The organism is Pseudomonas sp. 37 R 15 (assembly GCF_900004865.1).
Lineage (GTDB): Bacteria > Pseudomonadota > Gammaproteobacteria > Pseudomonadales > Pseudomonadaceae > Aquipseudomonas > Aquipseudomonas fluorescens_AM.
The window spans coordinates 1-21,829 of sequence record NZ_CVTV01000013.1 but is presented as its reverse complement, the minus strand read 5'-3'; the positions used below and the strand labels follow the sequence as shown (position 1 = coordinate 21,829).

Genomic DNA, 21,829 nt, shown 5'->3' with positions numbered 1-21,829 from the left:
CGGCGGGAGGCGGGAATGGCCGCGCAGGTTTGCATCATCGGGGGTGGAGTGATCGGTTTGGCGAGCGCGTATGCACTGGTGCGTGCTGGCCATGCAGTGACGGTGATCGACGCGCGCGACAGACTGGGCAGCGAAACCAGCTTCGCCAATGGCGGGCAGTTGTCCTATCGCTATGTCGCACCGCTGGCGGATGCAGGCGTGCCGCTGCAGGCGATTGGCTGGTTGCTGCGCCGTGACTCGCCATTGAAACTGCGCCCACGGCTCGACCCCCAGCAATGGCGCTGGATGGGAGCCTTTATGGCCGCCTGCCGGGGTTCGGTGAATAGGCGCAACGCCGCGCACTTATTGCGCCTCGCATCCTTGAGCCAGGCCACATTGCAGCATTGGCGCATCGATGATCGCCTGGAAGGTTTCGATTGGCGACGTAACGGTAAGCTGGTGACGTTCCGTAATGCCAATACCTTCGAGCAGGCGCGCAGCAAGGTCACGGACATGTTGCAGCAGCAGGTGTTGTCCGTGCGCGATTGTGCGCGCTTGGAGCCGGCGTTGGCGGCGGGTGATTTTGTCGGCGGTATCTACACACCGAACGAGGAAGTCGCCGATTGCCATGCTTTCTGCCAACGCCTGGCAGCGCGGCTGGAGGCTTCGGGGCGCTGCACGTTCAGGCTCGGGCGTAAGGTCACCGGGATCCACCATGCCGACGGTGCAGTGCAGGCCATCGAGTTGGGCAGCGAAGTGATGCCGGTGGAGCAACTGGTGCTGGCGGCCGGGCATCGCAGCACCGAATTGGGCTTGCCGGGGCTGGCGCTGCCGCTGTATCCGCTCAAGGGCTATAGCCTGAGCGTGCCGATTGGCGCGCAACACCGGGCGCCGAACCTGAGCATTACCGACTATGATCGCAAGATCGTCTACGCACGTATCGGCGAGCAATTGCGGGTCGCGGCCATGGTGGATATCGTTGGTTTCGACACGGGGCTTGAACCCAAACGTCTGGCCCTGATGAAACGTCAGGCCCTGGAGACATTTCCTCTGGCCGGTGACTACACCCACGCAGTCGAATGGGCTGGCATGCGCCCTGCCACGCCGACGGGGGTGCCGCTGATCGGTGCAAGTCGCTATCGCAACCTGTGGCTGAACCTTGGCCACGGCGCCCTTGGCTTTACGTTGGCCTGCGGCAGCGGCCAACTGCTGGCCGAACTGATCGATCAGCGCACGCCTTCCATTGACATGCAGGGCCTGGCCCCCTGCGCTGCTTGAGTCTCTACCCCGCGAACCAACGGAGAATAACAATGAAAAAGATCCTGTTGACCGGCTGCACCCTGGGGCTTTTGTTGGGCACACAGGCGTATGCGATTTCGCCCAAGGGTTTGAACCTGGAATTCCCGATGACCAGCGAGTTGAAGGCGATTATCGCCAAGCCGGTCAGCGACCCGGTGGAGTAAGAAGTGCTAACCCAATCCAACTGTGGGAGGGGGCTTGCTCCCGATAGCAGTCGGTCAGCTACCTATAAGTTGACTGATTCACCGCCATCGGGGGCAAGCCCCCTCCCACATTTTTGATTGGGTTTACACGGCAGGGTCAGAAGTCGCCCCACAACTGTTGGGCCACGGACAGCGCCACCACCGGCGCGGTTTCGGTGCGCAACACCCGTGGGCCGAGGCGGGCAGCGTGGAAGCCGGCGCCTTGGGCGGTGTCGACTTCGCCGTCGGTCAGCCCACCCTCAGGCCCTATCAGGAAGGCCAGGCTCGACGGCTTGGCATGACTGACCATCGGCTCGGCCACCGGGTGCAGGACCAGCTTGAGGTCGGCCTCGGTCTGTTTCAGCCAGTCGGCCAGCAACAGCGGCGGGTGAATCGCCGGCACTGTCGAACGCCCGCATTGCTCGCACGCGCTGATCGCCACCTGGCGCCAGTGCAGCAGGCGTTTGTCGGCGCGTTCGTCCTTGAGGCGCACTTCGCAGCGCTCGCTGAAAATCGGCGTGATCGCGTTGACGCCCAGCTCGGTGGCTTTCTGGATCGCCCAATCCATGCGCTCGCCACGGGACAGGCCCTGACCGAGGTGGATATGCAGTGGCGACTCGGCCTGGCCGTTGAAGCTTTGCGTCAGTTGCACGGTGACGCGCTTTTTACCGACTTCCAGCAGGCTGCCGAGAAACTCCTGGCCGGAACCGTCGAACAGTTGCACGGCGTCGCCTTCGACCATGCGCAACACACGGCTGATGTAATGCGCCTGGGCTTGCGGCAACTCATGGTCACCGAGGCTCAGCGGGGTGTCGGTGAAAAAGCGGGACAGTCTCATTTCTGTTCTCTGAAGAGGTGTAGGTAGGAGCGAGCTTGCTCGCGAAAAACGTACATCCGACGCAGCGATGCGCTTGGAATGCCTTCGCGAGCAAGCTCGCTCCTACAAAGGTTTAGGCAATCAACCCGGATCGCGGAAGCCTGGGTGAAAATCTTTCGGCACCGCCACACTGACTTTGCTGTTAGTGGCGATATCAATCCCTTCGCTGGCCACTTCGGCGAGGAAGTCAATCTGCTCCGGGGTAATCACATACGGCGGCAGGAAGTACACCACGCTGCCCAGCGGTCGCAACAACGCGCCACGTTCCAGGGCATGCTCGAACACCTTCAGGCCACGGCGTTCCTGCCAGGGGTAAGCGGTCTTGGTGGCTTTGTCCTGCACCATCTCGATGGCCAGCACCATGCCGGTCTGGCGCACTTCCGACACGTGCGGGTGGTCCACCAGGTGCGCCGTGGCGCTGGCCATGCGCTGGGCCAGGGCCTTGTTGTTTTCGATGACGTTGTCTTCTTCGAAGATATCCAGGGTCGCCAGTGCCGCCGCGCACGCCAGCGGGTTGCCGGTGTAGCTGTGGGAATGCAGGAACGCGCGCAGGGTCGGGTAGTCGTCGTAGAAGGCGTCGTACACGTCATCGGTGGTGACCACGGCGGCCAGCGGCAGGTAGCCGCCGGTCAGGGCCTTGGACAGGCACAGGAAGTCCGGGCGGATGCCGGCCTGTTCGCAGGCGAACATGCTGCCGGTGCGGCCAAAGCCCACAGCGATTTCGTCGTGGATCAGGTGCACGCCGTAACGGTCGCAGGCTTCGCGCAGCAGCTTGAGGTACACCGGATGATACATGCGCATGCCACCGGCGCCCTGGATCAGCGGTTCGACGATCACGGCGGCGACGCTGTCGTGGTGCTCGGCCAGCGTCTGTTCCATCGCCAGGAACAGCGTGCGCGAGTGTTCTTCCCAGCTCATGCCCTCGGGGCGCAGGTAGCAGTCGGGGCTCGGCACCTTGAGGGTGTCGAGCAACAGCGCCTTATAGGTTTCGGTAAACAGCGGCACGTCACCCACCGACATCGCCGCGATTGTTTCGCCGTGGTAGCTGTTGGTCAGGGTGACGAAGCGCTTTTTGTTCGGCAGGCCACGGTTGAGCCAGTAGTGGAAGCTCATCTTCAGCGCGACTTCGATGCACGACGAGCCATTGTCGGCGTAAAAGCAGCGGGTCAGGCCTGCGGGCGTCATTGCCACCAGGCGCTCGGACAGCTCGATCACCGGCTGATGGCTGAAACCGGCGAGGATCACGTGCTCCAGTTGGTCGACCTGGTCCTTGATGCGCTGGTTGATGCGCGGGTTGGCGTGGCCGAACACGTTGACCCACCAGGAACTGACGGCATCGAGGTAGCGCTTGCCTTCGAAATCTTCCAGCCATACGCCTTCACCGCGCTTGATCGGCACAAGGGGCAGTTGCTGGTGGTCTTTCATCTGGGTGCAGGGATGCCACAGCACCGCGAGGTCGCGTTGCATCCACTGGTTATTCAAGCCCATCGGTGATCTCCTCGAAGCGGTCCTGCGGCCTGCGCAGGTGAAACAATCGCGCAAGCCTATGCAATGGTGACGTGGGTCACAAGCCATTGTGGGGAAATTCGCGGTAAATACAGGACGGTCTGTCACGTTTCCTGGGAATAGTCTTAATCCCTTGTTAATTTATTATGCATAGCCTCCAGATCGTATTTCTCGATATTTCAAAGCGAAATTTTCCGCTTTAATTCGATAGGTAAAACGCTAGTCTTGGGCACAGTTCTTACGGGATTAAGTACATGCAGCTACGCAACTCACCGGCCCGCTATGGTTGGGTCAGCATGGTTTTGCACTGGGGCGTGGCCCTGGTGGTGTTTGGATTGTTCGCCCTGGGCCTGTGGATGGTCGGCCTCGATTACTACAGCGCCTGGCGCAAAGACGCGCCGGACCTGCACAAGAGCATTGGCATTACGCTGTTCGCGATCATGCTGGTACGCATTGTCTGGCGCCTGGTCAGCCCGCCGCCCCCGCCGTTGACCAGCTACAGTCGCTTGACCCGTATCGGCGCCGCGTTTGGTCACGCGTTCCTGTATCTCGGATTGTTTGCCGTGATGATTGCCGGTTACCTGATTTCCACCGCAGACGGTGTCGGTATCCCGGTGTTTGGCCTGTTTGAAATTCCTGCCGTGGTTTCCGGTCTACCGGACCAGGCAGATACCGCCGGCTGGGTGCATTTCTACCTGGCCTGGGTGTTGGTGGTGTTCGCCGGCTTGCACGGCGTGGCGGCACTGAAACACCATTTTATCGATCGTGATGTGACCCTGACGCGAATGCTGGGGCGCAAAGCCTGATGTTCAACCTCGACTCACAAGGAATAGAAAGCATGTTGAAGAAGACACTCGCCGCTCTGGCAATCGGTACCGCGCTGCTGTCCGCCGGGCAGGTAATGGCTGCTGACTACAAGATCGACAAGGAAGGCCAGCACGCCTTCATCGATTGGAAAATCAGCCACCTGGGCTACAGCTATATCCACGGTACCTTCAAGGACTGGGATGGCACCTTCAGCTGGGACGCAACCAAGCCTGAAGCCAGCAAAATCGCCGTCGACGTGAAAACCGCCAGCCTGTGGTCCAACCACGCTGAACGTGACAAGCACATCGCCAGCAAAGACTTCATCGACGTGGCCAAGTTTGCCGACGCCAAGTTCGTGTCCACCGCCGTTAAACCCACCGGCGAAAAGACAGCTGACGTGACCGGCGACCTGACCTTCCACGGCGTGACCAAGCCGGTGACCTTCAAGGCCACCTTCAACGGTGAAGGCAAGGATCCATGGGGCGGCGAACGTGCCGGCTTCAACGCCAAGACTACGATCGACCTGAACGACTTCGGCGTGAAAGGCCCAGGCCCGACTTCGCAGACTGTCGACCTGGACATCACGCTGGAAGGCGTGAAGCAGAAGTAATTTCTGCCTGACAATGCGTTCAGTGTGGGAGGGGGCTTGCCCCCGATAGCGGTGTGTCAGTATCAACAGGCTGACTGGCATGTCGCTATCGGGAGCAAGCCCCCTCCCACATTCGGTTTGTTGAGCTCATAAAAAAATGCCCCGTCTCGAAAGAGGCGGGGCATTTTTTATGGCGCTTTGAAACTCAGCGGTTGCGAGTCAGCAGCGCTGGTTTTTCACCACGAGGACGGCCAGGCAGTTGATCCAACTGCTCGGGTGTCGGGAAGCGATCCGCTTTCGACTCCTTGTGGATAATCTTCGGCGCCGGGCCGCCGCGCGGGTTTTGCACCGCTGGCTCGGACGAACGTGGCTGCTCGTCACGGGCCGGGCGGCGGTTGTTGCTGCGCGAGTCCTCGCGACGGGCCTGGCCGTCACGCGGGGCACCGTTGCGTGGGCCGCTGCGCTTGGCTGGCGGCGTACCGGTGGTGCCGCCGCTGCTGTTGCGCGGGCCATTCTGACGGGCGCCTTGTGGCTGACCACCACGTGGAGCGGCTGCGCCTGCGCCTTGTGCCGGGGCGCCTGGGCGACGGCCGCGGCCCTGTGCAGGCTTGGCCTGTGGCACGTAGTCGACGCGGTTACCGAAGTTATCCACATCGTCATCAAGGAATTCGTCCGGAGCACGATCGGCTGCAGCGCGTGGCGGCTGGCTCGGCTGGCGCTGTTCGCGGGCCGGGGTGCCTTCGCGCGGCTTCTGCTCGCGGGCCGGGCGTTCGCCACGGCTGCTGGTCGCGGTTTTTTCCTTGCCCTTGTCCTTGCCCTTGTCGCGACGGCCACCGCCACCACCGCCGCCGTTCGGGCCATCGCCCTTCGGACCGCGTGGGTTGCGGGGGTTGCGTACGTCCGGACGCTCGCGCGCTTCTGGCTTTTCGGCCTCCACAGCGCTGGCATCGAAGCCCATCAGGTCGCCGTCGGCGATTTTCTGCTTGGTCATGCGCTCGATGCTTTTGAGCAGTTTTTCTTCGTCCGGCGCGACCAGGGAAATGGCCTCGCCCGAACGCCCGGCACGGCCTGTGCGACCGATACGGTGCACGTAGTCTTCATCGACGTTTGGCAGCTCGAAGTTGACCACGTGCGGCAGTTGGTCGATATCCAGGCCGCGGGCGGCGATATCGGTGGCGACCAGGATGCGTACGGAACCGGCCTTGAAGTCAGCCAGGGCCTTGGTGCGCGCGTTCTGGCTCTTGTTACCGTGGATGGCGACGGCGGTGAGGCCGTGCTTGTCCAGGTACTCGGCCAGGCGGTTGGCGCCGTGCTTGGTGCGGGTGAACACCAGCACCTGTTCCCAGGCACCGTGGGTGATCAGGTGCGCCAGCAGCGAGCGCTTGTGGCTGGCCGCCAGGCGGAAGACGCGTTGTTCGATACGCTCGACCGTGGTGTTCGGCGGCGTGACTTCGATGCGTTCCGGGTTGTGCAGCAACTTGCCGGCCAGGGCGGTGATGTCCTGGGAGAACGTTGCCGAGAACAGCAGGTTCTGACGTTTGGCCGGCAGGCGGGCGAGCACTTTTTTCACGTCATGGACAAAGCCCATGTCGAGCATGCGGTCGGCTTCGTCCAGCACGAGGATTTCCACGTGGGACAGATCGACGCTGCCTTGGCCGCACAGGTCGAGCAAACGGCCCGGGCATGCCACCAGCACGTCGACACCACGGGACATGGCCTGAACCTGAGGGTTCATGCCGACGCCGCCGAAGATGCAGGCGCTGACGAACTTCAAGTCGCGGGCATACAGCTTGAAGCTGTCGTGCACTTGGGCGGCGAGTTCGCGGGTGGGGGTCAGGACCAGTACACGCGGTTGACGCGGGCCGTGACGCTGGGATTTGTCCGGGTGACCGTTGGGGAACAACCGCTCCAGAATCGGGAGGGCGAAACCACCGGTTTTACCGGTACCTGTCTGCGCCGCAACCATCAGGTCGCGACCTTGCAACACGGCGGGAATGGCCCGCTGTTGCACCGGAGTAGGCTCGGTATAGCCCGCCGCCTCGATGGCGCGGACTAAAGCCTCGGAGAGACCGAGGGAAGCAAAGGACATGAGTAATCCTGTTTTAGTTAGGGCTTGGCCCAAAGGGATAATCTTGCCGGGCGTGAATGGCGCTTAGGGGAGCGTAATCCCGTCCGGTCCTGCTGCGTCTGGCGGGCACTCCACCGGCTCGCGCGGGCTGCAAAGCTGCGCTGTAGCGGGGTTGGGTGCCTTTTTCAAGACCCGAGCGGCCGGGCGTAAGCCTGGCGGAAAGGCCGGAGTATAACAGAGCAATCACTGCGCGCTGCTTTCCTGCTGCTCAACGGTGTATTCGGACGCGCTGATCGGCACCGTTTGCGCAAGGATACCGCCGTATTTGGCGCTCAAGGCGGCATAGGCCGGCTCTTGCTTGAAACGCCTGAGTTCAGCGGCGAAGCGCTGGACCAGCAGGTCCATGCCCGCGCCACGGCGAACGGCGAGAAACTGTTGCTGGCGGCTGACCACCACGGGCGCCTGGCTGACCTTGTCTTCCAGACCCAACTCCTTGATCACATGCTGGCCCACGCGACGGTCAGTGACCACCATGTCGATGCGCCCCAGCATGAGCTTGCCGAAGTTGGCTTCATGACTGGGAGCGGGTTCACGGGCGAAGGCATCGGACGCACTGAATGTTTCGCCATACAGATAGCCGGGCGAGACGCCCACGGTCAGGCCGCGCAGGTCGTCGAGGGTTTCGGCGGGGTGGGGGCGTTCGTTGGCGTAGAACAGGACGAACTCGACTGCCGACAGGGGTTCGCTGGGGTAGAGCAGCGAAGCGTCGCGCTCGTGGCTGTGGAAAATGTCCAGTGCGCCGTCGGCGTGGCCTTGGTCGAGCATGGCCAGGCAACGCTTCCACGGCAGGAACTGCCATTGCACATCCACACCGAGACGCTGGAACACGATCACCGTGGTTTCATAGTCCAGGCCGCGCATGGTGCCGTTGTCGTCGTAGACGTAGGGCGCCCATGGCTCGGTGACAATGCGCAATTTCTCGCCATGAGCGGCCAGGCTCAGGCAAGTGACAAGCGCAGCGATCAACAACTTGAAAATGACGGGCATACCCGGAGGTTACGACGCTCCCGGCATAAAGAGAAGCTCTGGCGCGCGCTTTGGCGGGCCGCCTTATTTTGTTGGTGCGTCCATCAAGTGGGCGTGGATTGCGGCACGCCGCTCGCCGAGAATCAGGCGCACCACCGGATTGGCGAACCAGTGTTCGAGCTGGTGCGCATCAAGCGGACGCTTCTGGCGCTCTTCCTGGTTTTGTCGCGCCTTGTCCCACCAAACCGGGCCACAGGCCTGGTCGAACTCGTTTTCGTGTTCGTAGCAACCGTAGAGGATTTCGCGAATGAACTGCTGCTGGTGCCTGGGCAGCAGCAGGGTAATCAGCTTGTACAGCATGCGCTGCAAGCGCGGCGGGCGCGGCAGGTGGGCGGAGACCTGGCGCGTGTCGGCCAGTGCCAGCGCGCTGATGGGCGCTGCGGCGTGCTTGGTGATCCAGGCCTTGACCTTGGCCCGGAACAGCTGCTTGCGGCTCCAGTAATGGTGGATCAGGTCCGGGCATTCGCGCACGTTGACCGTGCGATAGGCTGCGATGGACAGGCAGAACTCTTCCAGGGTGTAGGCGCCCTGGGCATGGGGGAACAGTTCATCCATCAACTCGATGGAGCGGTCGAGGATGTGCGCGTCCTGCTGGGTCAGGCCCATCACGCCGGAGTTGAGGGTCATCATGTCGTCGTCGGCCACGCCCATGTCGAGCAGGCGCTGGTAAAGCGCGGTGTAGAGAATGCTTTCGTGGTTGTCGCCGTACTTGGTGTAGAAGGCGTTGCACAGCAGCGTGCCCGGCTGTACGCGCTCGAACAAGGCCAGGGGAGAGCGGTGAAAAAACGTGTCGGTGTCGATCAGCAACGCCACCTCGGACTCTTCCAGTACCTGGCGCAGTACCACGTGCTTGGTGCGGAAATGATAACCGTGGGGCTCGCTCCAGCGTTTGCGAGTGGCCTCGTCCAGCGGGCGCACACGTACCGGCAGCAGGCGATAGGGTTCGGGGTTGTCGCTGAATACCTGAATGTCCATGGCCGCATCGGGGGCGTCTTGCAGGAAGGCCAACGCGCTGGCAATGCTGAATACCGCTTCCTGATGGTAGGTCTCGGCGCCGAAGACCAGGTAGACCAGCTGCGGACGGGAAGTGGAGGGCACTGTATTCATGGACTGCGGGATTCCGTGGGTCACGTAAAACGACAAAGGCCCTCGTTTGAGGGCCTTGGCACAACCGGACAAGCCTTAGCGTGGCAGCTTGAGGTTGTTCCAGACGGCAAGGCTGGGTTCTGCCTGGTTCAGGGTATAGAAGTGCAACCCTGGCGCGCCACCTTGCAACAATTGCTCACACATCTCGGTGATGACCTGCTCACCGAATGCCTGGATGCTTTTGACGTCGTCGCCATAGGCTTCCAGCTGCTTGCGCACCCAACGTGGGATCTCGGCACCGCAGGCGTCGGAGAAGCGCGCCAGCTTGCTGTAGTTGGTGATCGGCATGATGCCCGGCACGATCGGGATGTTCACCCCCATGGCCTGTACACGCTCGACAAAATAAAAGTAGCTGTCGGCGTTGAAGAAGTACTGGGTGATCGCACTATTGGCGCCGGCGTCGGCCTTGCGTACGAAGTTTTTGAGATCGTCTTCGAAATTGCGCGCCTGGGGGTGCATCTCCGGGTAGGCCGCCACTTCGATATGGAAGTGATCGCCGCTTTCTTCGCGGATGAAGCTCACCAGGTCGTTGGCGTAGCGCAGCTCACCGCTGGCCATGCCCATACCGGACGGCAGGTCGCCACGCAGGGCGACGATGCGCTTGATGCCGGCGGCCTTGTATTGGGTCAGCAGGCCGCGCAGGTCGGCTTTGCTGTCGCCCACGCACGACAAGTGCGGAGCGGCGGGAATTTTGACTTCACTTTCCAGCTGCAGCACGGTGTTGATCGTGCGGTCACGGGTCGAACCGCCGGCGCCGTAAGTGCAGGAGAAAAAGTCGGGGTTGTAGCTGGCCAGCACCTTGGCGGTGGCCATCAATTTTTCATGCCCAGCATCGGTCTTGGTCGGGAAGAACTCGAAGCTGTAGCGACGGTCTTGGGACATGGTAATACCCTTTGAAACTCAGAATTGCGGAGTGTGTACACCTTCGATGTGGGAGGGGGCTTGCCCCCGATGCGGTCGGTCAGTCAGTAAATATATCGACTGACCCACCGCATCGGGGGCAAGCCCCCTCCCACATTTGAAGCCAGCTCCCCACAGGGGGAGCAGGCTTATCAGTAGCGGTAAGCGTGCGGCTTGAACGGACCTTCAACGGTCACGCCGATGTAGTCGGCCTGGGTCTTGGTCAGTTGGGTCACAACGCCGCCGAAACCGCGAACCATTTCCAGGGCCACTTCTTCGTCGAGTTTCTTCGGCAGTACTTCCACGGTCAGGCGCTCGGCTTTCTGGGCAGGCGACAGGTCGGCGTACTTCTGCTGGAACAGGAAGATCTGCGCCAGTACCTGGTTGGCGAACGAGCCGTCCATGATGCGGCTTGGGTGACCGGTGGCGTTGCCCAGGTTAACCAGGCGGCCTTCGGCCAGCAGGATCAGGTAGTCATCGTTCTGCGGGTCGAACTTGGCAGCACCGGTACGGTGAACCTTGTGGACCTGCGGCTTCACTTCTTCCCATGCCCAGTGCTTGCGCATGAAAGCGGTGTCGATCTCGTTGTCGAAGTGACCGATGTTGCACACCACGGCACGTTTTTTCAGGGCCTTGAGCATGTTCGCATCGCAAACATTCACGTTACCGGTGGTGGTGACGATCAGGTCGATCTTGCCCAGCAGGGCCTTGTCGATGCTCGCTTCGGTGCCGTCGTTGACGCCGTCGATGAACGGCGACACCACTTCGAAACCGTCCATGCAGGCTTGCATGGCGCAGATGGGGTCGACTTCTGAAACTTTAACGATCATGCCTTCCTGACGCAGGGACTGGGACGAACCCTTGCCCACGTCGCCGTAGCCGATCACCAGGGCTTGCTTGCCCGACAGCAGGTGGTCGGTGCCGCGCTTGATCGCATCGTTGAGGCTGTGACGGCAGCCGTACTTGTTGTCGTTCTTGCTCTTGGTCACCGAATCGTTGACGTTGATGGCCGGGATCTTCAGCTCGCCCTTGGCCAGCATGTCCAGCAGGCGGTGCACGCCGGTGGTGGTTTCTTCGGTCACACCGTGGACGCGGTCGAGGATCTGCGGGTATTTCTTGTGCAGCAGCTCGGTCAGGTCGCCGCCGTCGTCGAGGATCATGTTGGCATCCCAAGGCGCGCCATCCTTGAGGATGGTTTGCTCCAGGCACCACTCGTACTCTTCTTCGGTTTCGCCTTTCCAGGCGAATACCGGGATACCGGCGGCGGCGATAGCGGCAGCGGCCTGGTCCTGAGTCGAGAAAATGTTGCAGGACGACCAACGCACTTCGGCCCCCAGGGCAACCAGGGTTTCGATCAGCACGGCGGTCTGGATGGTCATGTGGATGCAGCCGAGAATCTTCGCGCCCTTGAGCGGCTGCTCGGCGGCGTACTTGCGACGCAGGCCCATCAGGGCTGGCATTTCGGATTCGGCGATAAAGGTTTCGCGACGGCCCCAGGCGGCGAGGGACATGTCGGCGACTTTGTAGTCGGTGAAATCTGCAGGCGTGTTGACAGCGCTCATGAAGAGCCTCCATTCGTAGTGTGCGAATGGGCGCCGTTGTGCGTTTAGTATCCAGCTGCAAAACCAGGCCGGACAACGCCCCATCCGAGCCTGACAGGCCAAGCCTGCTGCAGCGCCCCTCGGACAGGTGGCGGGAGAACGGTGGTGGCCGTTCCAAATCGGGGGCGATTATAGCTTTCTTTGAGCCGCAAGTGACAAGCTGCAAGCGGCAAGTTTAAAGCGAATCGGCTTTTACTTGCAGCTTGTAGCTTGAAACTTGAAGCTAGGGGGGAAATATATCTTTAAAACACCTCAGAGTCCGCCTCCTATGAACTTCCACACCCGCAAATGGGTAAAACCCGAAGACCTCAACCCCAACGGCACCCTGTTCGGCGGCAGCCTGCTGCGCTGGATCGACGAAGAAGCCGCCATCTACGCTATCGTCCAACTGGGCAACCAGCGCGTGGTGACCAAGTACATTTCCGAAATCAACTTTGTCAGCGCCTCGCGCCAGGGCGACATCATCGAGCTGGGCATCACCGCCACCGAGTTCGGTCGCACCTCCATCACCCTGACCTGTGAAGTGCGCAACAAGATCACCCGCAAGAGCATCCTGACCGTAGAGAAAATGGTCTTCGTCAACCTCGGTGAAGATGGCCTGCCTGCGCCTCATGGTCGTACCGAAATCAAGTACGTGAAGGATCAGTTCAAGGACGACAGTCTTTCCGAGTGACAACGTAGCGGTGTGATTTGCTTTACCAAATCATTCCGTACGGATCGTCGCGAGAGGCTTTCATCACTCAGGCTCACACCCAACGGAGAGCCTGTGTATGAAAGTGTTCAGTCCAAGTGCCCAGATTCAGCACTTATTGGATAAAGAGGATCAGTCTGCGGCCAAGTCCAGCGCCAAGACGCCTCTGTTGGAAGGGGTGGGCGAACGCAACGTGACGCTTCTGCGCGATGACCTGGGGCGGGTCGAAGTGATTTTGTCGGCTGCGCCTGTCACAAGCCTGGTGCTCAGCGGCGGAGGGGCCAAGGGCATCGCTTTTTCGGGGGTGGTGCAGGCCCTTGAGCAAGCGGGAAAGCTGCAGGGTATCCAACTGGCTTGCGGCTCATCCGCCGGCGCGATTTCGGCGGCGTTGATCGCCAGTGGTATGGGGGCGGCAGCCTTCGATAAGTTGTCCGATAGCATTGATCTGCCGAGCCTGCTCAATAGCAAGGATGCCGTGACGGCGTGGATGCAGGACGCCAGTGCCACACTTGGCAAACTCATTGGCCGGTTACCCGGCCCCGTCGGTAATGTGTCTCAGCTGTTGGTGACATTGTTGCCGCGCCTGCAAACTGAAGCCTGTCCTCTGGAGGAATTGATTCGAAATGAGTCGCGCCGGTCGCTGCTTGCGCATATCGCGCAAAGCCCTCGGGAAACCCGGCCTGCTGAAGTGATGAAGATTGCCGACAAGTTGAGTGCCGGCGGCGCACCGACGTTTGGTGACCTTGAGGTGTTGAACCGTCATATCCCCGCGATCAAGCAACTGAGCATCACCGGTACCGGTATGTTTGCTGGGCGCCCGCAGTTGGTGGTGTTCAATGCCAGCTTGACCCCGCAGATGGACATCGCTCGGGCGGCGCATATTTCCGGTTCCTTGCCGGTGGTGTTCAAAAGCCCCGTGGAACAAGGTCATGGCTTCCAGGCCGCAGGTGAAATCACCGCGTTCAAGGACGGTGGCTTATTGCTCAATACCCCGGCGCCGGGTGTGGTGCAGAAGGTATTTGCTGACAGTCCCTTGAACAAGCCTGAAGCGTTGATCGTCAAGTTTGAGTCCAGCGTCAGCGAGACACCGGCGCGAAGTGGCAGCTTTCTCAGCAGCGTGGCTGACCGCGTCATCGGCGTCGAACATTCGGCTGCTGAAGCCTTCCAGGAGAAAAAGCTCGAAGCGTTTGCCGATCAAATCGTTACTTTGCCCCTGAAGACTGAAAAAGGTGATTTTCGCGGCCTGCTCGGCGGTACCGTCAACTTCACGATGCAGGATGAGCAAAAACAAAATCTGCAGGCCAAGGCGTGTCAAGCGGTAGAGACGCATTTGGAACGCCGCTCTACAGCGCTTGGGCATCATGCGTTTCAATCACTGCATGACGCCGTGTTGGCCATGGATGATCAACTGCTCGCCAGCGTACAGTCGGCGCTGCAAAAAGACCCGGCCGCGGCGGATGTGCTGACGTTCAGAAGCAATGCGCAGCAGGCGTTGCAAGTGCTGGATGAGGCGATCACCGAAGCGAATCAGACCCACGATACGCTACTGTTTACGCCGCAAATTTTATCAGCGCTGCGCAACCTGGATGCCCTTGTACGACGGCCTGAGCAAGTCGACTGGTTGGCAGGGCGTCTCAATGTCGCCGATCAGCGTAACTTTCAGCAGTTGCTGCAAATGGCGGCCAGGCAGATCGCTGGCGGTGCGCCGCCGGTGTCCAAAGTCATTGTCGGCGCTGTCGCTCAGATGGGCGCGCGCGATATTGCGATGAAAGCAGACAACTTCACGCGGGAGGTGATCTACCCTTCGTTGTTTCGGCCTGGCCAACCCGGCGCCAATGTCGAACTGCTCCAGCGTACGGCTCAAGACTTGGCGTGGGCTACCACGCCCACCGAGTTCAATCGTGTGCTCGGCACCCTCGGCGACAGTTACAAAGCACGTAATAAACCCTGGGATAAAGCGTCCGGTTCCACCACGGTGGAAATGGCCCAGGCCTGGAGAATTCCGGTTAAGTTGCCTGGGCACTGAACAGCCACGGTGGCCGCGTGTCGTAGCTACACGCCCCCCTTGGACTCCGGATAATCATGGCCACCGACGAAGCAGGCAAAACCCCCAACCTGTCGCAGGAAGAGCAGCAGGACGTAGACAAAAACCAGCCGCCCCGCGCGGCGGTGCTGCATGAAATCATTCGTACTCAAGGCGACCAGGAGCTGGAGCGCAGCGTCGCGGCGTTGTGGTGGTCTGCCCTGGCTGCCGGGTTGACCATGGGTCTGTCGCTGATGGCCATGGGATTGCTCAACTCACGCCTGCCGGACGGCGAAGCGTTCAAGGTCATCGCCAGCTTTGGCTATTGCGCGGGTTTTCTGGCGGTGATCCTCGCGCGCCAGCAGCTGTTTACCGAAAATACCCTCACCGCCGTGTTGCCGGTGATGAGCAAACCGACCCTGGCCAATGCCGGGCGCCTGTTGCGACTGTGGACGGTGGTGCTGGTGGGCAACCTGTGTGGCACCCTGCTGGTGGCCTATGTAATGCTGCACCTGCCGATATTCGACACCAAGACCGACATGGCCTTCCTCGAAATCGGGCGCAAGATCATGGAAAACGACACCGGCCAGATGTTCGCCAAAGGCATCGTCTCTGGCTGGATGATCGCCACCATGGTGTGGATGATCCCGTCGATGGAAAGCGCCAAGATGTGGATCATCATCCTGATCACCTACCTGATGGCGTTGGGCGATTTCACTCACATCGTGGTGGGCTCGGCGGAAGTGTCGTACCTGGTGTTTGCCGGCGAACTGTCGTGGCATGACTTCTGGCTGGTATTCGCCGGCCCGACCCTGGCCGGCAATATCATCGGTGGCAGCTTTATCTTTGCGTTGATCAGCCATGCGCAGATTCGCAGTGAAGGCCAGGCGCCCAGTTCGGGTAAACAGGCGCCCGGTAAACTCCCCAAGGAGCATTCCGATTCGGCACAGGATAAATGATCAATGCGTGTTTCACGCCTGCAAGGGTGGAGTGGCGGGCTTTGCCGGCGCGTCACTGCGCGGCGCTTCGAGCTGGCCCTCCCAGCGCGCGATGACCAGCGGTGCCAGTGCATTGCCCAACACATTGAGCGCCGTGACCGGCATGTCCATCAGCCGGTAGACGCCCGCGATGATCGCCACGCCTTCCACCGGCAACCCCGCTGTCGTCAGGGTTGCCGTCAGGATGATGAACATGAAGCCCGGCACGCCCGCCGCCCCTTTTGACGTCAGTACCATGATCAGCACCAGCATCGCCTGGTCCGCAAGACTGAGGTCGATGCCGTAGGCCTGGGCAATGAACAATGTGCCAAGTGCAGCGAACAGAGATGCGCCATCGAGGTTGAAGGAGTACCCCAGTGGGATGACCATGCTGGTGATCGAGCGGGGGGCGCCGTAACGTTCCATTTTCTCGATCAGCTGCGGCATCACCGTGGCCGACGCGGCGCTGCTGTACGCCAGCAACAATTCGCTGCGGATTTCGCGTATCAAGTGAAAAAGGCCCACTCCGGCGACACGCGCTACCACTCCTAGAACACAGATTGCAAACAATGCCACGGCGACATAGGTGATGCCGATCAGCTTGGCCAGGGGCAGTAAAGCGCTGAGCCCGAAACTGGCCACTGTCACAGCGATCAAGCCAAAGATGCCAATGGGTGAGTAATGCATGACCAGATGAGTGACTTTGAACATGGTGTCCGAGACTGCCTGCATCACAGCCACCAGAGGGGCTTTCTGCGGGGCCGGCAGCAGTGATAACGCGCAACCGAACAGGATGGCAAAGAACAACACCGATAGCAGCTTGCCTTGCGACATCGCTGACACGATGTTGTCCGGCACGATGTTGGCCAGGGTTCGGCCCAGGTTTTGCGTCTCGCTGGCGCTGGCCAGGCCTGATACCGGAGCTTGCAGGGTACTGCTGAAGTCGGCGCCGACGCCGGGCTGCAATAGATTGCCGACGATCAGGCCGAACACGATGGCGATACTGGTAATGGTGAAGAAGTACGTGAAGGTCTTCAGGCCGACGCGACCCAGGGCGCGAGTACTGCCCGCCCCGGCGATGCCGACAACCATGCAGGCGAACACCAGCGGCACCACGATCATCTTCATCAGCCGAATGAACAAGTCCCCGGCGGGTTGCAGCAGGTTGTCGATAAACCAGGTCTTGTGCTCCGGGAACTGATTGAGAAGGACGCCGACGATCACGCCGGCGGCGAGACCTATCATGATGCGGGTTACCAGGCTGGAGGATGTATTTGTACGCATGCTGTATCCCTTTATTTATTGTTTTGGGGGCGGGAATTTCAGGGGTGGAACAGGTTGTTGAAATCCTTGAATCCCTTGATTTCGATGGGGTTGCCGCTGGGGTCTAGAAAGAACATCGTGCGTTGCTCGCCGGCTTCGCCCACAAACCGGACCACCGGGGGGATTTCGAAGGCAGTGCCCAGCTGGGTCAGGCGTTCGGCCAGCGCCAGCCATTCATCCAGCGGCAACACGACGCCGATATGCGGCATCAACACGCTGTGCTCTCCGACCTGGCCGGTACGGGTCGTGCTGAAGGGCGTGCCCAGGTGCAGAGAGAGCTGATTGCCGAAGAAGTCGAAATCAATCCAGGTGTCGGCGCTGCGGCCTTCATGGCAACCCAACACATCTCGATAAAAAATCCGCGCTTGGTCCAGGTCACGAACATGATATGCAGCGTGAAAGGGTCTGTTCATGGGGGCTTCCCGAGTCAATGAGCATCCAGGGTAATCAGGCCGCACGACGGGGTAAAACAGCTTCGCGTTGCGCTGAGCGAAAGGAAAAATTATGGACGTGCGCTTTCTTAAAAGCCTGATTTCGGTGGTTGAGACCGGTTCGATTGCAGCAGCTGCACGCCGGGAGAATCGCACTGCTGCGGCCATCAGCCAACGCATCCAGGCCCTTGAACGAGCGTTAGGGTGCACGTTGTTACAGCGCACGGCGCACGCGGCGCGCCCCTCGGACCAATGTCTGGCGCTGATGCCTAGAATCCGTTTGATCGTTGAGCAGGTGCAGGCGCTGCAGAGCGATCTGGCGCACGATGCGTTAGCGGGGGACATGAAGATTGGCGCGATATCAACGGCACTGACTGGCGTGCTGCCACGCCTGATTGAGCGGTTGGCGGTGTCGGCCCCCGCGCTGAAGCTGACGATCACTCCCGGCGATTCCAAAAGCCTTTATGAAAAAGTGCTGACCGGCGAGCTGGACGCGGCGATTCTGGTGAGGCCACCTTTTCAGCCGCCAAAATCCTTGACGCTGGTGGTGCTCAAGGCTGAGCCGCTCATTCTTATCACCTCGGCCAGTCTTTGCGCGCAGCCGGTGGAGACGCTGATGCGCGAGCAGCCGTTCATTCGCTATGACGCTCGGGCCTGGGGCGGGCAGATTGCCCAGCGTTATCTTGATGAGCGGGCTTTTGAACCGAAAGTGGTATGCGAGTTGGATGCGCTGGAAACCATTGTGATGCTGGTTGCACAGGGAATGGGGGTTTCGCTGGTGCCGCAATGGGCCGGCATGGCACTGGATGGGTTGCGTGTGCTGCCGGTCGCTGGAGGGCGGTGCTACTCGCGTGACCTTGTGGTGTTGCATGATTCGACGCCGCACCGCCCATCGGCGATGCGGCATTTGCTTGGGCTACTGCTCGGCAGCTAGAAGCGCAGTGGCCTGGACGCCGCCTTAAGCCGGGTCGGCAACCTTGCGCACCACCCGGCCGATGCTCAACCCCTGGAGCAGAATTGACGACAACACCACGATATACGTGATGCTCAGCAGCAGGTCACGTTCCGGGCCCAGCGGCAATGCCAGGGCCAGCGCTACCGAGACGCCACCGCGCAACCCGCCCCAGGTGAGGATGCGGATAGTGCCGCGCGGGACCGTGCGCCAGCGTCGCAGCAGGAGGATCGCGGGGGCCACGGTCAGCAGGCGTGACAGCAGGATGGCCACTGCCAGCAAGCTGGCCGCCAATACGTGCAGCCAGTTGAAGGGTAACAGCAGCAGTTCCATGCCGATCAGTGCGAACAGCAAGGCGTTGAGCATGTCGTCGAGCAATTCCCAGAAGCCGTCCAGATAGCGCCGAGTCATGTCGTTCATCGCCAGCTTGCGCCCCAGGTTGCCGATGATCAGGCCGGCCACCACCATCGCAATCGGTGCCGAGACGTGCAATTCGGTAGCCATCGCCGAGCCGCCAATCACCAGCGCCAGGGTCAGCATGACTTCGATCTGGTGTTGCTCGATGCTTTTGATCATCAGGTACACGAGGTAACCGATCAGCCCGCCGAATACCACGCCGCCAATCGCCTCATGGGCGAACAGCATTGCGGTGGCGCCCAGGGTCGGTGTTTCACCCAACTGTGCGATGCCCAGCAGCACGGTAAACACCACCACCGCTGTGCCGTCGTTGAACAGCGACTCGCCCACGATGGTGGTTTTCAGCGGTTTCGAGGCATTGGCGGTACGCAACACTCCCAGCACCGCAATCGGGTCGGTGGGCGAGATCAGCGCACCGAACAGCAGGCAATACAGGAAGCTCACGTGCCAGCCGAACAGGGCAAAAATGTAGTACGCCAGGCTGCCGATCACCACGGTGGCGATCAAGACGCCAAAGGTCGCCAACAGGCCGATGGGCCAGCGATAGCTGCGCAGGTCGTTCAAGTTGACGTGCAACGCGCCGGCAAACAGCAGGAACGAGAGCATCCAGTTCATCAGCAAATCGCCGAAGTCGATCTGGCCGATCAGTTGCTGGATGCGCTCTTCCAGGCCGGGGTAGCCGATAAAACTGAGGCCTTGCAGGATCAGCGAAAACAGCAGCGCAGTGACCATCACGCCGATGGTCGGCGGCAGGCCGATAAAACGGAAGTTCACATAGGTGAGCAGGGTGGTGAGGCAGATGAAGGCGGCAACAAGTTCAAGCATCCGGGGTCCTTGGGGCGGGGAAATAGAGGTGCACAGCGTGCGTCGCGATGTCGTTTAGTATAAACAGGTGCGATTACCTGAAAGAACCTTTCGGTCGGCCACGGCTCTTAGCTTGTGGGTGGGGCTGATCGGCACGTGGGTGATGAAGCTCTGACTGCCTTGATAAATCTAAAAAGGGAATGACTGATGACAGTGGCTTTCTGGTGTGTGTTGATTGCGATCTTTCTGCCGTACCTGTGTACGGGTGTGGCCAAGTTCAGTGGAGGCAAGTTCGGGCCGCGCCATAATCACGACCCGCGCGCGTTCCTGGACACGGTCGAAGGCGTTGCCAAGCGTGCCCACAATGCGCAACTCAACAGCTTTGAAGTCACCCCGGCCTTTGCGGCGGCGGTGATCATCGCCCACCTGGCCGGCACGGCCGAGCTGGTGACGATCAATGTGCTGGCAGTGTTGTTCATCACCAGCCGGCTGCTGTACATCATTTGCTACCTGGCGGACTGGGCGATGTTGCGTTCGCTGGTGTGGGTGGTGGGGATGGCGCTGATTGCGAGTTTCTTCTTCGTCTCGATCTGAAGCCTGACGCAGAACCCTGGTGGCAGGGGGCTTGCCCCAATGCCAGTCAGTTAAGCGCAGATACCTTGTGGGAGGGGGCTTGCCCCCAATGCAGTCAGTTAAGCGCAGATACCCTGTGGGAGGGGGCTTGCCCCCGATGGCGGCCTCTGGGCCGACCAGGATGCTGGATTGGAACGAGTACATATCCGTTTCTGCGTAACGGCTGCTATGGGTTCCGCTTTTACAGCGGGTCACTTTTGGAAAAGAGCCCCAAAAGTAACCAAAAAGGCTCTTGGGTATGACTCACCCACATGGGTTACAAATCAGTTCACGCACATAGGTAACAGTTTTTAACTGGCAGGGTCGATTTCGCGAGGATCTGACCATGCCCTGGAAAGAGCTGAAACCTATGGACCTTAAAGTAATGTTCATTGCCGATTACCTGTCCCAGAAGCACAGCCTTAGCCAGCTGTGCCGGGACTATGAGGTCAGCCGCAAGACTGGGTATAAGTGGATCAGGCGTTACGAGGCAGAGGGCCCGAGTGGGCTTGATGAACGTAGCCGCTGCCGCCACAACCAAACCTACGTGGTGCCCTTGGCTGTGAAACAGGCAATCGTTGAATTTCGCTTAAGTGGCGAGACGATCCCCGGCCCGAAAAAGATTCAGAATAGCCTCATGCAGCGTTTCCCAGATCAGGATCCGCCCTCGAAGACGACCATTTACAACATTCTCAAGGCAGCTGATTTGATTACCCCCAAGCCATTGCGCCGACGGGTGGCTGTGTATCCCAAGCCTTTACGCAAGGCAGAAAATCCCAACCAGTTGTTCAGCGCTGATTACAAGGGCCAATACCTGACCGGAGCAGGGATTTGGTGTTATCCGCTGACGATCATGGATCATGCCAGCCGGTTTTTGCTGGCGTGCCAGAGCATGAGCAGCACCAATCTGAAGGAAACCCAGCAAACCTTCGAAAGGGTTTTTCGCGAATACGGCCTGCCAGAGCGTATTCGTACTGACAATGGGATACCGTTTGCCAGCACCAGTCGTGCAGGGCTGTCACAGCTGTCGATTTGGTGGATGAGACTTGGGATCATTCCTGAGAGGATCGAGCCAGGTCGCCCAGATCAGAATGGGCGGCATGAGCGCATGCACCGGACGCTGAAAAGTACATTACCTCACCCGTCGGCAATTGCGTGGGAAGCCCAGCAGCGACACTTTGATCGCTTCCTGCAGCACTACAATTACGAGCGTGGACATGAGGCGCTTGGCCAGAAAACGCCTGCTGCTTGCTATACGCCTTCAACTCGAATGTACCCAGAGACGCTACCGGAAATGATCTATGCGAGTCATATTGAGAGTTACCTGGCCGACAGTAGCGGAATCATCAATCGAGGAGGCATGCGGGTTTATGTTGGCAATCTACTTTGTCACCAGACCATCGGAATGGAGATGATCGGTGATGGGGTATGGAATGTAATCTTCGGTCCTGTGATCTTGGGCCATGTGAATGCGAGAGATGCAAAGAACGGTTATGTCTCAATCAAAGTGTCACCTATGTGAGTGCACTTTTTTGTAACCCATGTGGTTGACCCGTACA

19 protein-coding genes, 1 pseudogene and 1 riboswitch are annotated in these 21,829 nt (G+C 60.2%); of the genes and pseudogenes, 10 read left to right on the top strand and 10 right to left on the bottom strand.

Annotated elements, in window-relative coordinates:
• Window positions 1–15 precede the first annotated feature (15 nt).
• Both BFQ04_RS03195 and BFQ04_RS29885 read left to right on the top strand, forming a co-directional pair.
• On the top strand, window positions 16–1,257 hold the full coding sequence (locus BFQ04_RS03195) for a D-amino acid dehydrogenase (protein WP_065949558.1): 1,242 nt from the start codon (window positions 16–18) through the stop codon (window positions 1,255–1,257).
• A gap of 95 nt (window positions 1,258–1,352) precedes the next feature.
• Window positions 1,353–1,442 (top strand): annotated as a pseudogene (locus BFQ04_RS29885) (hypothetical protein); the annotation flags it as partial.
• 136 nt (window positions 1,443–1,578) lie between these two features.
• Here BFQ04_RS29885 and BFQ04_RS03190 read toward each other — a convergent pair.
• Together BFQ04_RS03190 and BFQ04_RS03185 are read right to left on the bottom strand one after the other, a co-directional pair.
• The gene (locus BFQ04_RS03190; protein WP_065949557.1) at window positions 1,579–2,298 is read right to left on the bottom strand and encodes a 16S rRNA (uracil(1498)-N(3))-methyltransferase; all 720 of its coding nucleotides are present in this window, start codon (window positions 2,296–2,298) and stop codon (window positions 1,579–1,581) included.
• Window positions 2,299–2,418: 120 nt separating this feature from the next.
• Window positions 2,419–3,825, bottom strand: coding sequence for an adenosylmethionine--8-amino-7-oxononanoate transaminase (locus BFQ04_RS03185; RefSeq protein ID WP_065949556.1), 1,407 nt, complete (start codon window positions 3,823–3,825; stop codon window positions 2,419–2,421).
• Between the two features lie 272 nt (window positions 3,826–4,097).
• On the opposite strand from BFQ04_RS03185, the gene BFQ04_RS03180 reads away from it, so the two are divergent.
• A complete protein-coding gene (locus tag BFQ04_RS03180) occupies window positions 4,098–4,649 on the top strand; it encodes a cytochrome b (protein WP_065949555.1) in 552 nt (183 codons plus the stop codon).
• 32 nt (window positions 4,650–4,681) lie between these two features.
• Window positions 4,682–5,260, top strand: a complete 579-nt coding sequence (locus BFQ04_RS03175) for a YceI family protein (RefSeq protein ID WP_065949554.1) — start codon at window positions 4,682–4,684, stop codon at window positions 5,258–5,260.
• Window positions 5,261–5,444: 184 nt separating this feature from the next.
• Here the strand turns inward: BFQ04_RS03175 and BFQ04_RS03170 are convergent, their stop codons facing one another.
• The 5 genes from BFQ04_RS03170 to ahcY all read right to left on the bottom strand — a co-directional run bounded on the left by BFQ04_RS03170 (window position 5,445) and on the right by ahcY (window position 12,001).
• Window positions 5,445–7,328, bottom strand: coding sequence for a DEAD/DEAH box helicase (locus tag BFQ04_RS03170; RefSeq protein ID WP_065949553.1), 1,884 nt, complete (start codon window positions 7,326–7,328; stop codon window positions 5,445–5,447).
• A 222-nt stretch (window positions 7,329–7,550) separates the two neighbouring features.
• Complete coding sequence (locus tag BFQ04_RS03165) at window positions 7,551–8,354, bottom strand: substrate-binding periplasmic protein (RefSeq protein ID WP_065949552.1); 804 nt, start codon at window positions 8,352–8,354, stop codon at window positions 7,551–7,553.
• 63 nt (window positions 8,355–8,417) lie between these two features.
• Window positions 8,418–9,500 (bottom strand): hypothetical protein, encoded by a 1,083-nt coding sequence (locus tag BFQ04_RS03160; protein ID WP_065949551.1) that lies wholly within the window; start codon window positions 9,498–9,500, stop codon window positions 8,418–8,420.
• Between the two features lie 75 nt (window positions 9,501–9,575).
• The gene (gene metF, locus BFQ04_RS03155) at window positions 9,576–10,421 is read right to left on the bottom strand and encodes a methylenetetrahydrofolate reductase [NAD(P)H] (protein WP_065949550.1); all 846 of its coding nucleotides are present in this window, start codon (window positions 10,419–10,421) and stop codon (window positions 9,576–9,578) included.
• Window positions 10,422–10,591: 170 nt separating this feature from the next.
• On the bottom strand, window positions 10,592–12,001 hold the full coding sequence (gene ahcY / locus BFQ04_RS03150; protein WP_065949549.1) for an adenosylhomocysteinase: 1,410 nt from the start codon (window positions 11,999–12,001) through the stop codon (window positions 10,592–10,594).
• A gap of 21 nt (window positions 12,002–12,022) precedes the next feature.
• A riboswitch (S-adenosyl-L-homocysteine riboswitch) is annotated at window positions 12,023–12,128 on the bottom strand.
• Between the two features lie 180 nt (window positions 12,129–12,308).
• Between ahcY and BFQ04_RS03145 the strand changes: the two genes are divergently transcribed.
• The 3 genes from BFQ04_RS03145 to BFQ04_RS03135 all read left to right on the top strand — a co-directional run bounded on the left by BFQ04_RS03145 (window position 12,309) and on the right by BFQ04_RS03135 (window position 15,713).
• Complete coding sequence (locus tag BFQ04_RS03145) at window positions 12,309–12,713, top strand: acyl-CoA thioesterase (RefSeq protein ID WP_065949548.1); 405 nt, start codon at window positions 12,309–12,311, stop codon at window positions 12,711–12,713.
• Between the two features lie 97 nt (window positions 12,714–12,810).
• Window positions 12,811–14,757, top strand: coding sequence for a patatin-like phospholipase family protein (locus BFQ04_RS03140; protein WP_065949547.1), 1,947 nt, complete (start codon window positions 12,811–12,813; stop codon window positions 14,755–14,757).
• 56 nt (window positions 14,758–14,813) lie between these two features.
• The gene (locus BFQ04_RS03135) at window positions 14,814–15,713 is read left to right on the top strand and encodes a formate/nitrite transporter family protein (RefSeq protein WP_065949546.1); all 900 of its coding nucleotides are present in this window, start codon (window positions 14,814–14,816) and stop codon (window positions 15,711–15,713) included.
• 12 nt (window positions 15,714–15,725) lie between these two features.
• Here BFQ04_RS03135 and BFQ04_RS03130 read toward each other — a convergent pair whose 3' ends face one another.
• Both BFQ04_RS03130 and BFQ04_RS03125 read right to left on the bottom strand, forming a co-directional pair.
• Window positions 15,726–17,015 carry a cation:dicarboxylate symporter family transporter gene (locus BFQ04_RS03130; protein WP_256544552.1) on the bottom strand — a complete coding sequence of 430 codons (1,290 nt, stop codon included), beginning with the start codon at window positions 17,013–17,015 and terminating at the stop codon, window positions 15,726–15,728.
• Between the two features lie 38 nt (window positions 17,016–17,053).
• Complete coding sequence (locus tag BFQ04_RS03125; protein ID WP_065949544.1) at window positions 17,054–17,467, bottom strand: VOC family protein; 414 nt, start codon at window positions 17,465–17,467, stop codon at window positions 17,054–17,056.
• A 91-nt stretch (window positions 17,468–17,558) separates the two neighbouring features.
• On the opposite strand from BFQ04_RS03125, the gene BFQ04_RS03120 reads away from it, so the two are divergent.
• The gene (locus tag BFQ04_RS03120; protein ID WP_065949543.1) at window positions 17,559–18,419 is read left to right on the top strand and encodes a LysR family transcriptional regulator; all 861 of its coding nucleotides are present in this window, start codon (window positions 17,559–17,561) and stop codon (window positions 18,417–18,419) included.
• A 24-nt stretch (window positions 18,420–18,443) separates the two neighbouring features.
• On the opposite strand, the gene BFQ04_RS03115 is transcribed toward BFQ04_RS03120, so the two are convergent.
• Complete coding sequence (locus BFQ04_RS03115; protein WP_065949542.1) at window positions 18,444–19,679, bottom strand: cation:proton antiporter; 1,236 nt, start codon at window positions 19,677–19,679, stop codon at window positions 18,444–18,446.
• A gap of 186 nt (window positions 19,680–19,865) precedes the next feature.
• On the opposite strand from BFQ04_RS03115, the gene BFQ04_RS03110 reads away from it, so the two are divergent.
• Both BFQ04_RS03110 and BFQ04_RS03105 read left to right on the top strand, forming a co-directional pair.
• Entirely contained in the window at window positions 19,866–20,252 is a 387-nt protein-coding gene (locus BFQ04_RS03110) for an MAPEG family protein (RefSeq protein ID WP_057723556.1), read from the top strand.
• Window positions 20,253–20,616: 364 nt separating this feature from the next.
• A complete protein-coding gene (locus BFQ04_RS03105; protein ID WP_065949219.1) occupies window positions 20,617–21,792 on the top strand; it encodes an integrase core domain-containing protein in 1,176 nt (391 codons plus the stop codon).
• Window positions 21,793–21,829 lie beyond the last annotated feature (37 nt).

What these genes read in the sequence shown, in the direction of transcription:
- BFQ04_RS03195 (WP_065949558.1), top strand. Translation starts at nt 16, where the DNA reads ATGGCCGCGCAGGTTTGCATCATCGGGGGTGGAGTGATCGGTTTGGCG.
- BFQ04_RS03190 (WP_065949557.1), bottom strand. Translation starts at nt 2,298, where the DNA reads ATGAGACTGTCCCGCTTTTTCACCGACACCCCGCTGAGCCTCGGTGAC.
- BFQ04_RS03185 (WP_065949556.1), bottom strand. Translation starts at nt 3,825, where the DNA reads ATGGGCTTGAATAACCAGTGGATGCAACGCGACCTCGCGGTGCTGTGG.
- BFQ04_RS03180 (WP_065949555.1), top strand. Translation starts at nt 4,098, where the DNA reads ATGCAGCTACGCAACTCACCGGCCCGCTATGGTTGGGTCAGCATGGTT.
- BFQ04_RS03175 (WP_065949554.1), top strand. Translation starts at nt 4,682, where the DNA reads ATGTTGAAGAAGACACTCGCCGCTCTGGCAATCGGTACCGCGCTGCTG.
- BFQ04_RS03170 (WP_065949553.1), bottom strand. Translation starts at nt 7,328, where the DNA reads ATGTCCTTTGCTTCCCTCGGTCTCTCCGAGGCTTTAGTCCGCGCCATC.
- BFQ04_RS03165 (WP_065949552.1), bottom strand. Translation starts at nt 8,354, where the DNA reads ATGCCCGTCATTTTCAAGTTGTTGATCGCTGCGCTTGTCACTTGCCTG.
- BFQ04_RS03160 (WP_065949551.1), bottom strand. Translation starts at nt 9,500, where the DNA reads ATGAATACAGTGCCCTCCACTTCCCGTCCGCAGCTGGTCTACCTGGTC.
- metF (WP_065949550.1), bottom strand. Translation starts at nt 10,421, where the DNA reads ATGTCCCAAGACCGTCGCTACAGCTTCGAGTTCTTCCCGACCAAGACC.
- ahcY (WP_065949549.1), bottom strand. Translation starts at nt 12,001, where the DNA reads ATGAGCGCTGTCAACACGCCTGCAGATTTCACCGACTACAAAGTCGCC.
- BFQ04_RS03145 (WP_065949548.1), top strand. Translation starts at nt 12,309, where the DNA reads ATGAACTTCCACACCCGCAAATGGGTAAAACCCGAAGACCTCAACCCC.
- BFQ04_RS03140 (WP_065949547.1), top strand. Translation starts at nt 12,811, where the DNA reads ATGAAAGTGTTCAGTCCAAGTGCCCAGATTCAGCACTTATTGGATAAA.
- BFQ04_RS03135 (WP_065949546.1), top strand. Translation starts at nt 14,814, where the DNA reads ATGGCCACCGACGAAGCAGGCAAAACCCCCAACCTGTCGCAGGAAGAG.
- BFQ04_RS03130 (WP_256544552.1), bottom strand. Translation starts at nt 17,015, where the DNA reads ATGCGTACAAATACATCCTCCAGCCTGGTAACCCGCATCATGATAGGT.
- BFQ04_RS03125 (WP_065949544.1), bottom strand. Translation starts at nt 17,467, where the DNA reads ATGAACAGACCCTTTCACGCTGCATATCATGTTCGTGACCTGGACCAA.
- BFQ04_RS03120 (WP_065949543.1), top strand. Translation starts at nt 17,559, where the DNA reads ATGGACGTGCGCTTTCTTAAAAGCCTGATTTCGGTGGTTGAGACCGGT.
- BFQ04_RS03115 (WP_065949542.1), bottom strand. Translation starts at nt 19,679, where the DNA reads ATGCTTGAACTTGTTGCCGCCTTCATCTGCCTCACCACCCTGCTCACC.
- BFQ04_RS03110 (WP_057723556.1), top strand. Translation starts at nt 19,866, where the DNA reads ATGACAGTGGCTTTCTGGTGTGTGTTGATTGCGATCTTTCTGCCGTAC.
- BFQ04_RS03105 (WP_065949219.1), top strand. Translation starts at nt 20,617, where the DNA reads ATGCCCTGGAAAGAGCTGAAACCTATGGACCTTAAAGTAATGTTCATT.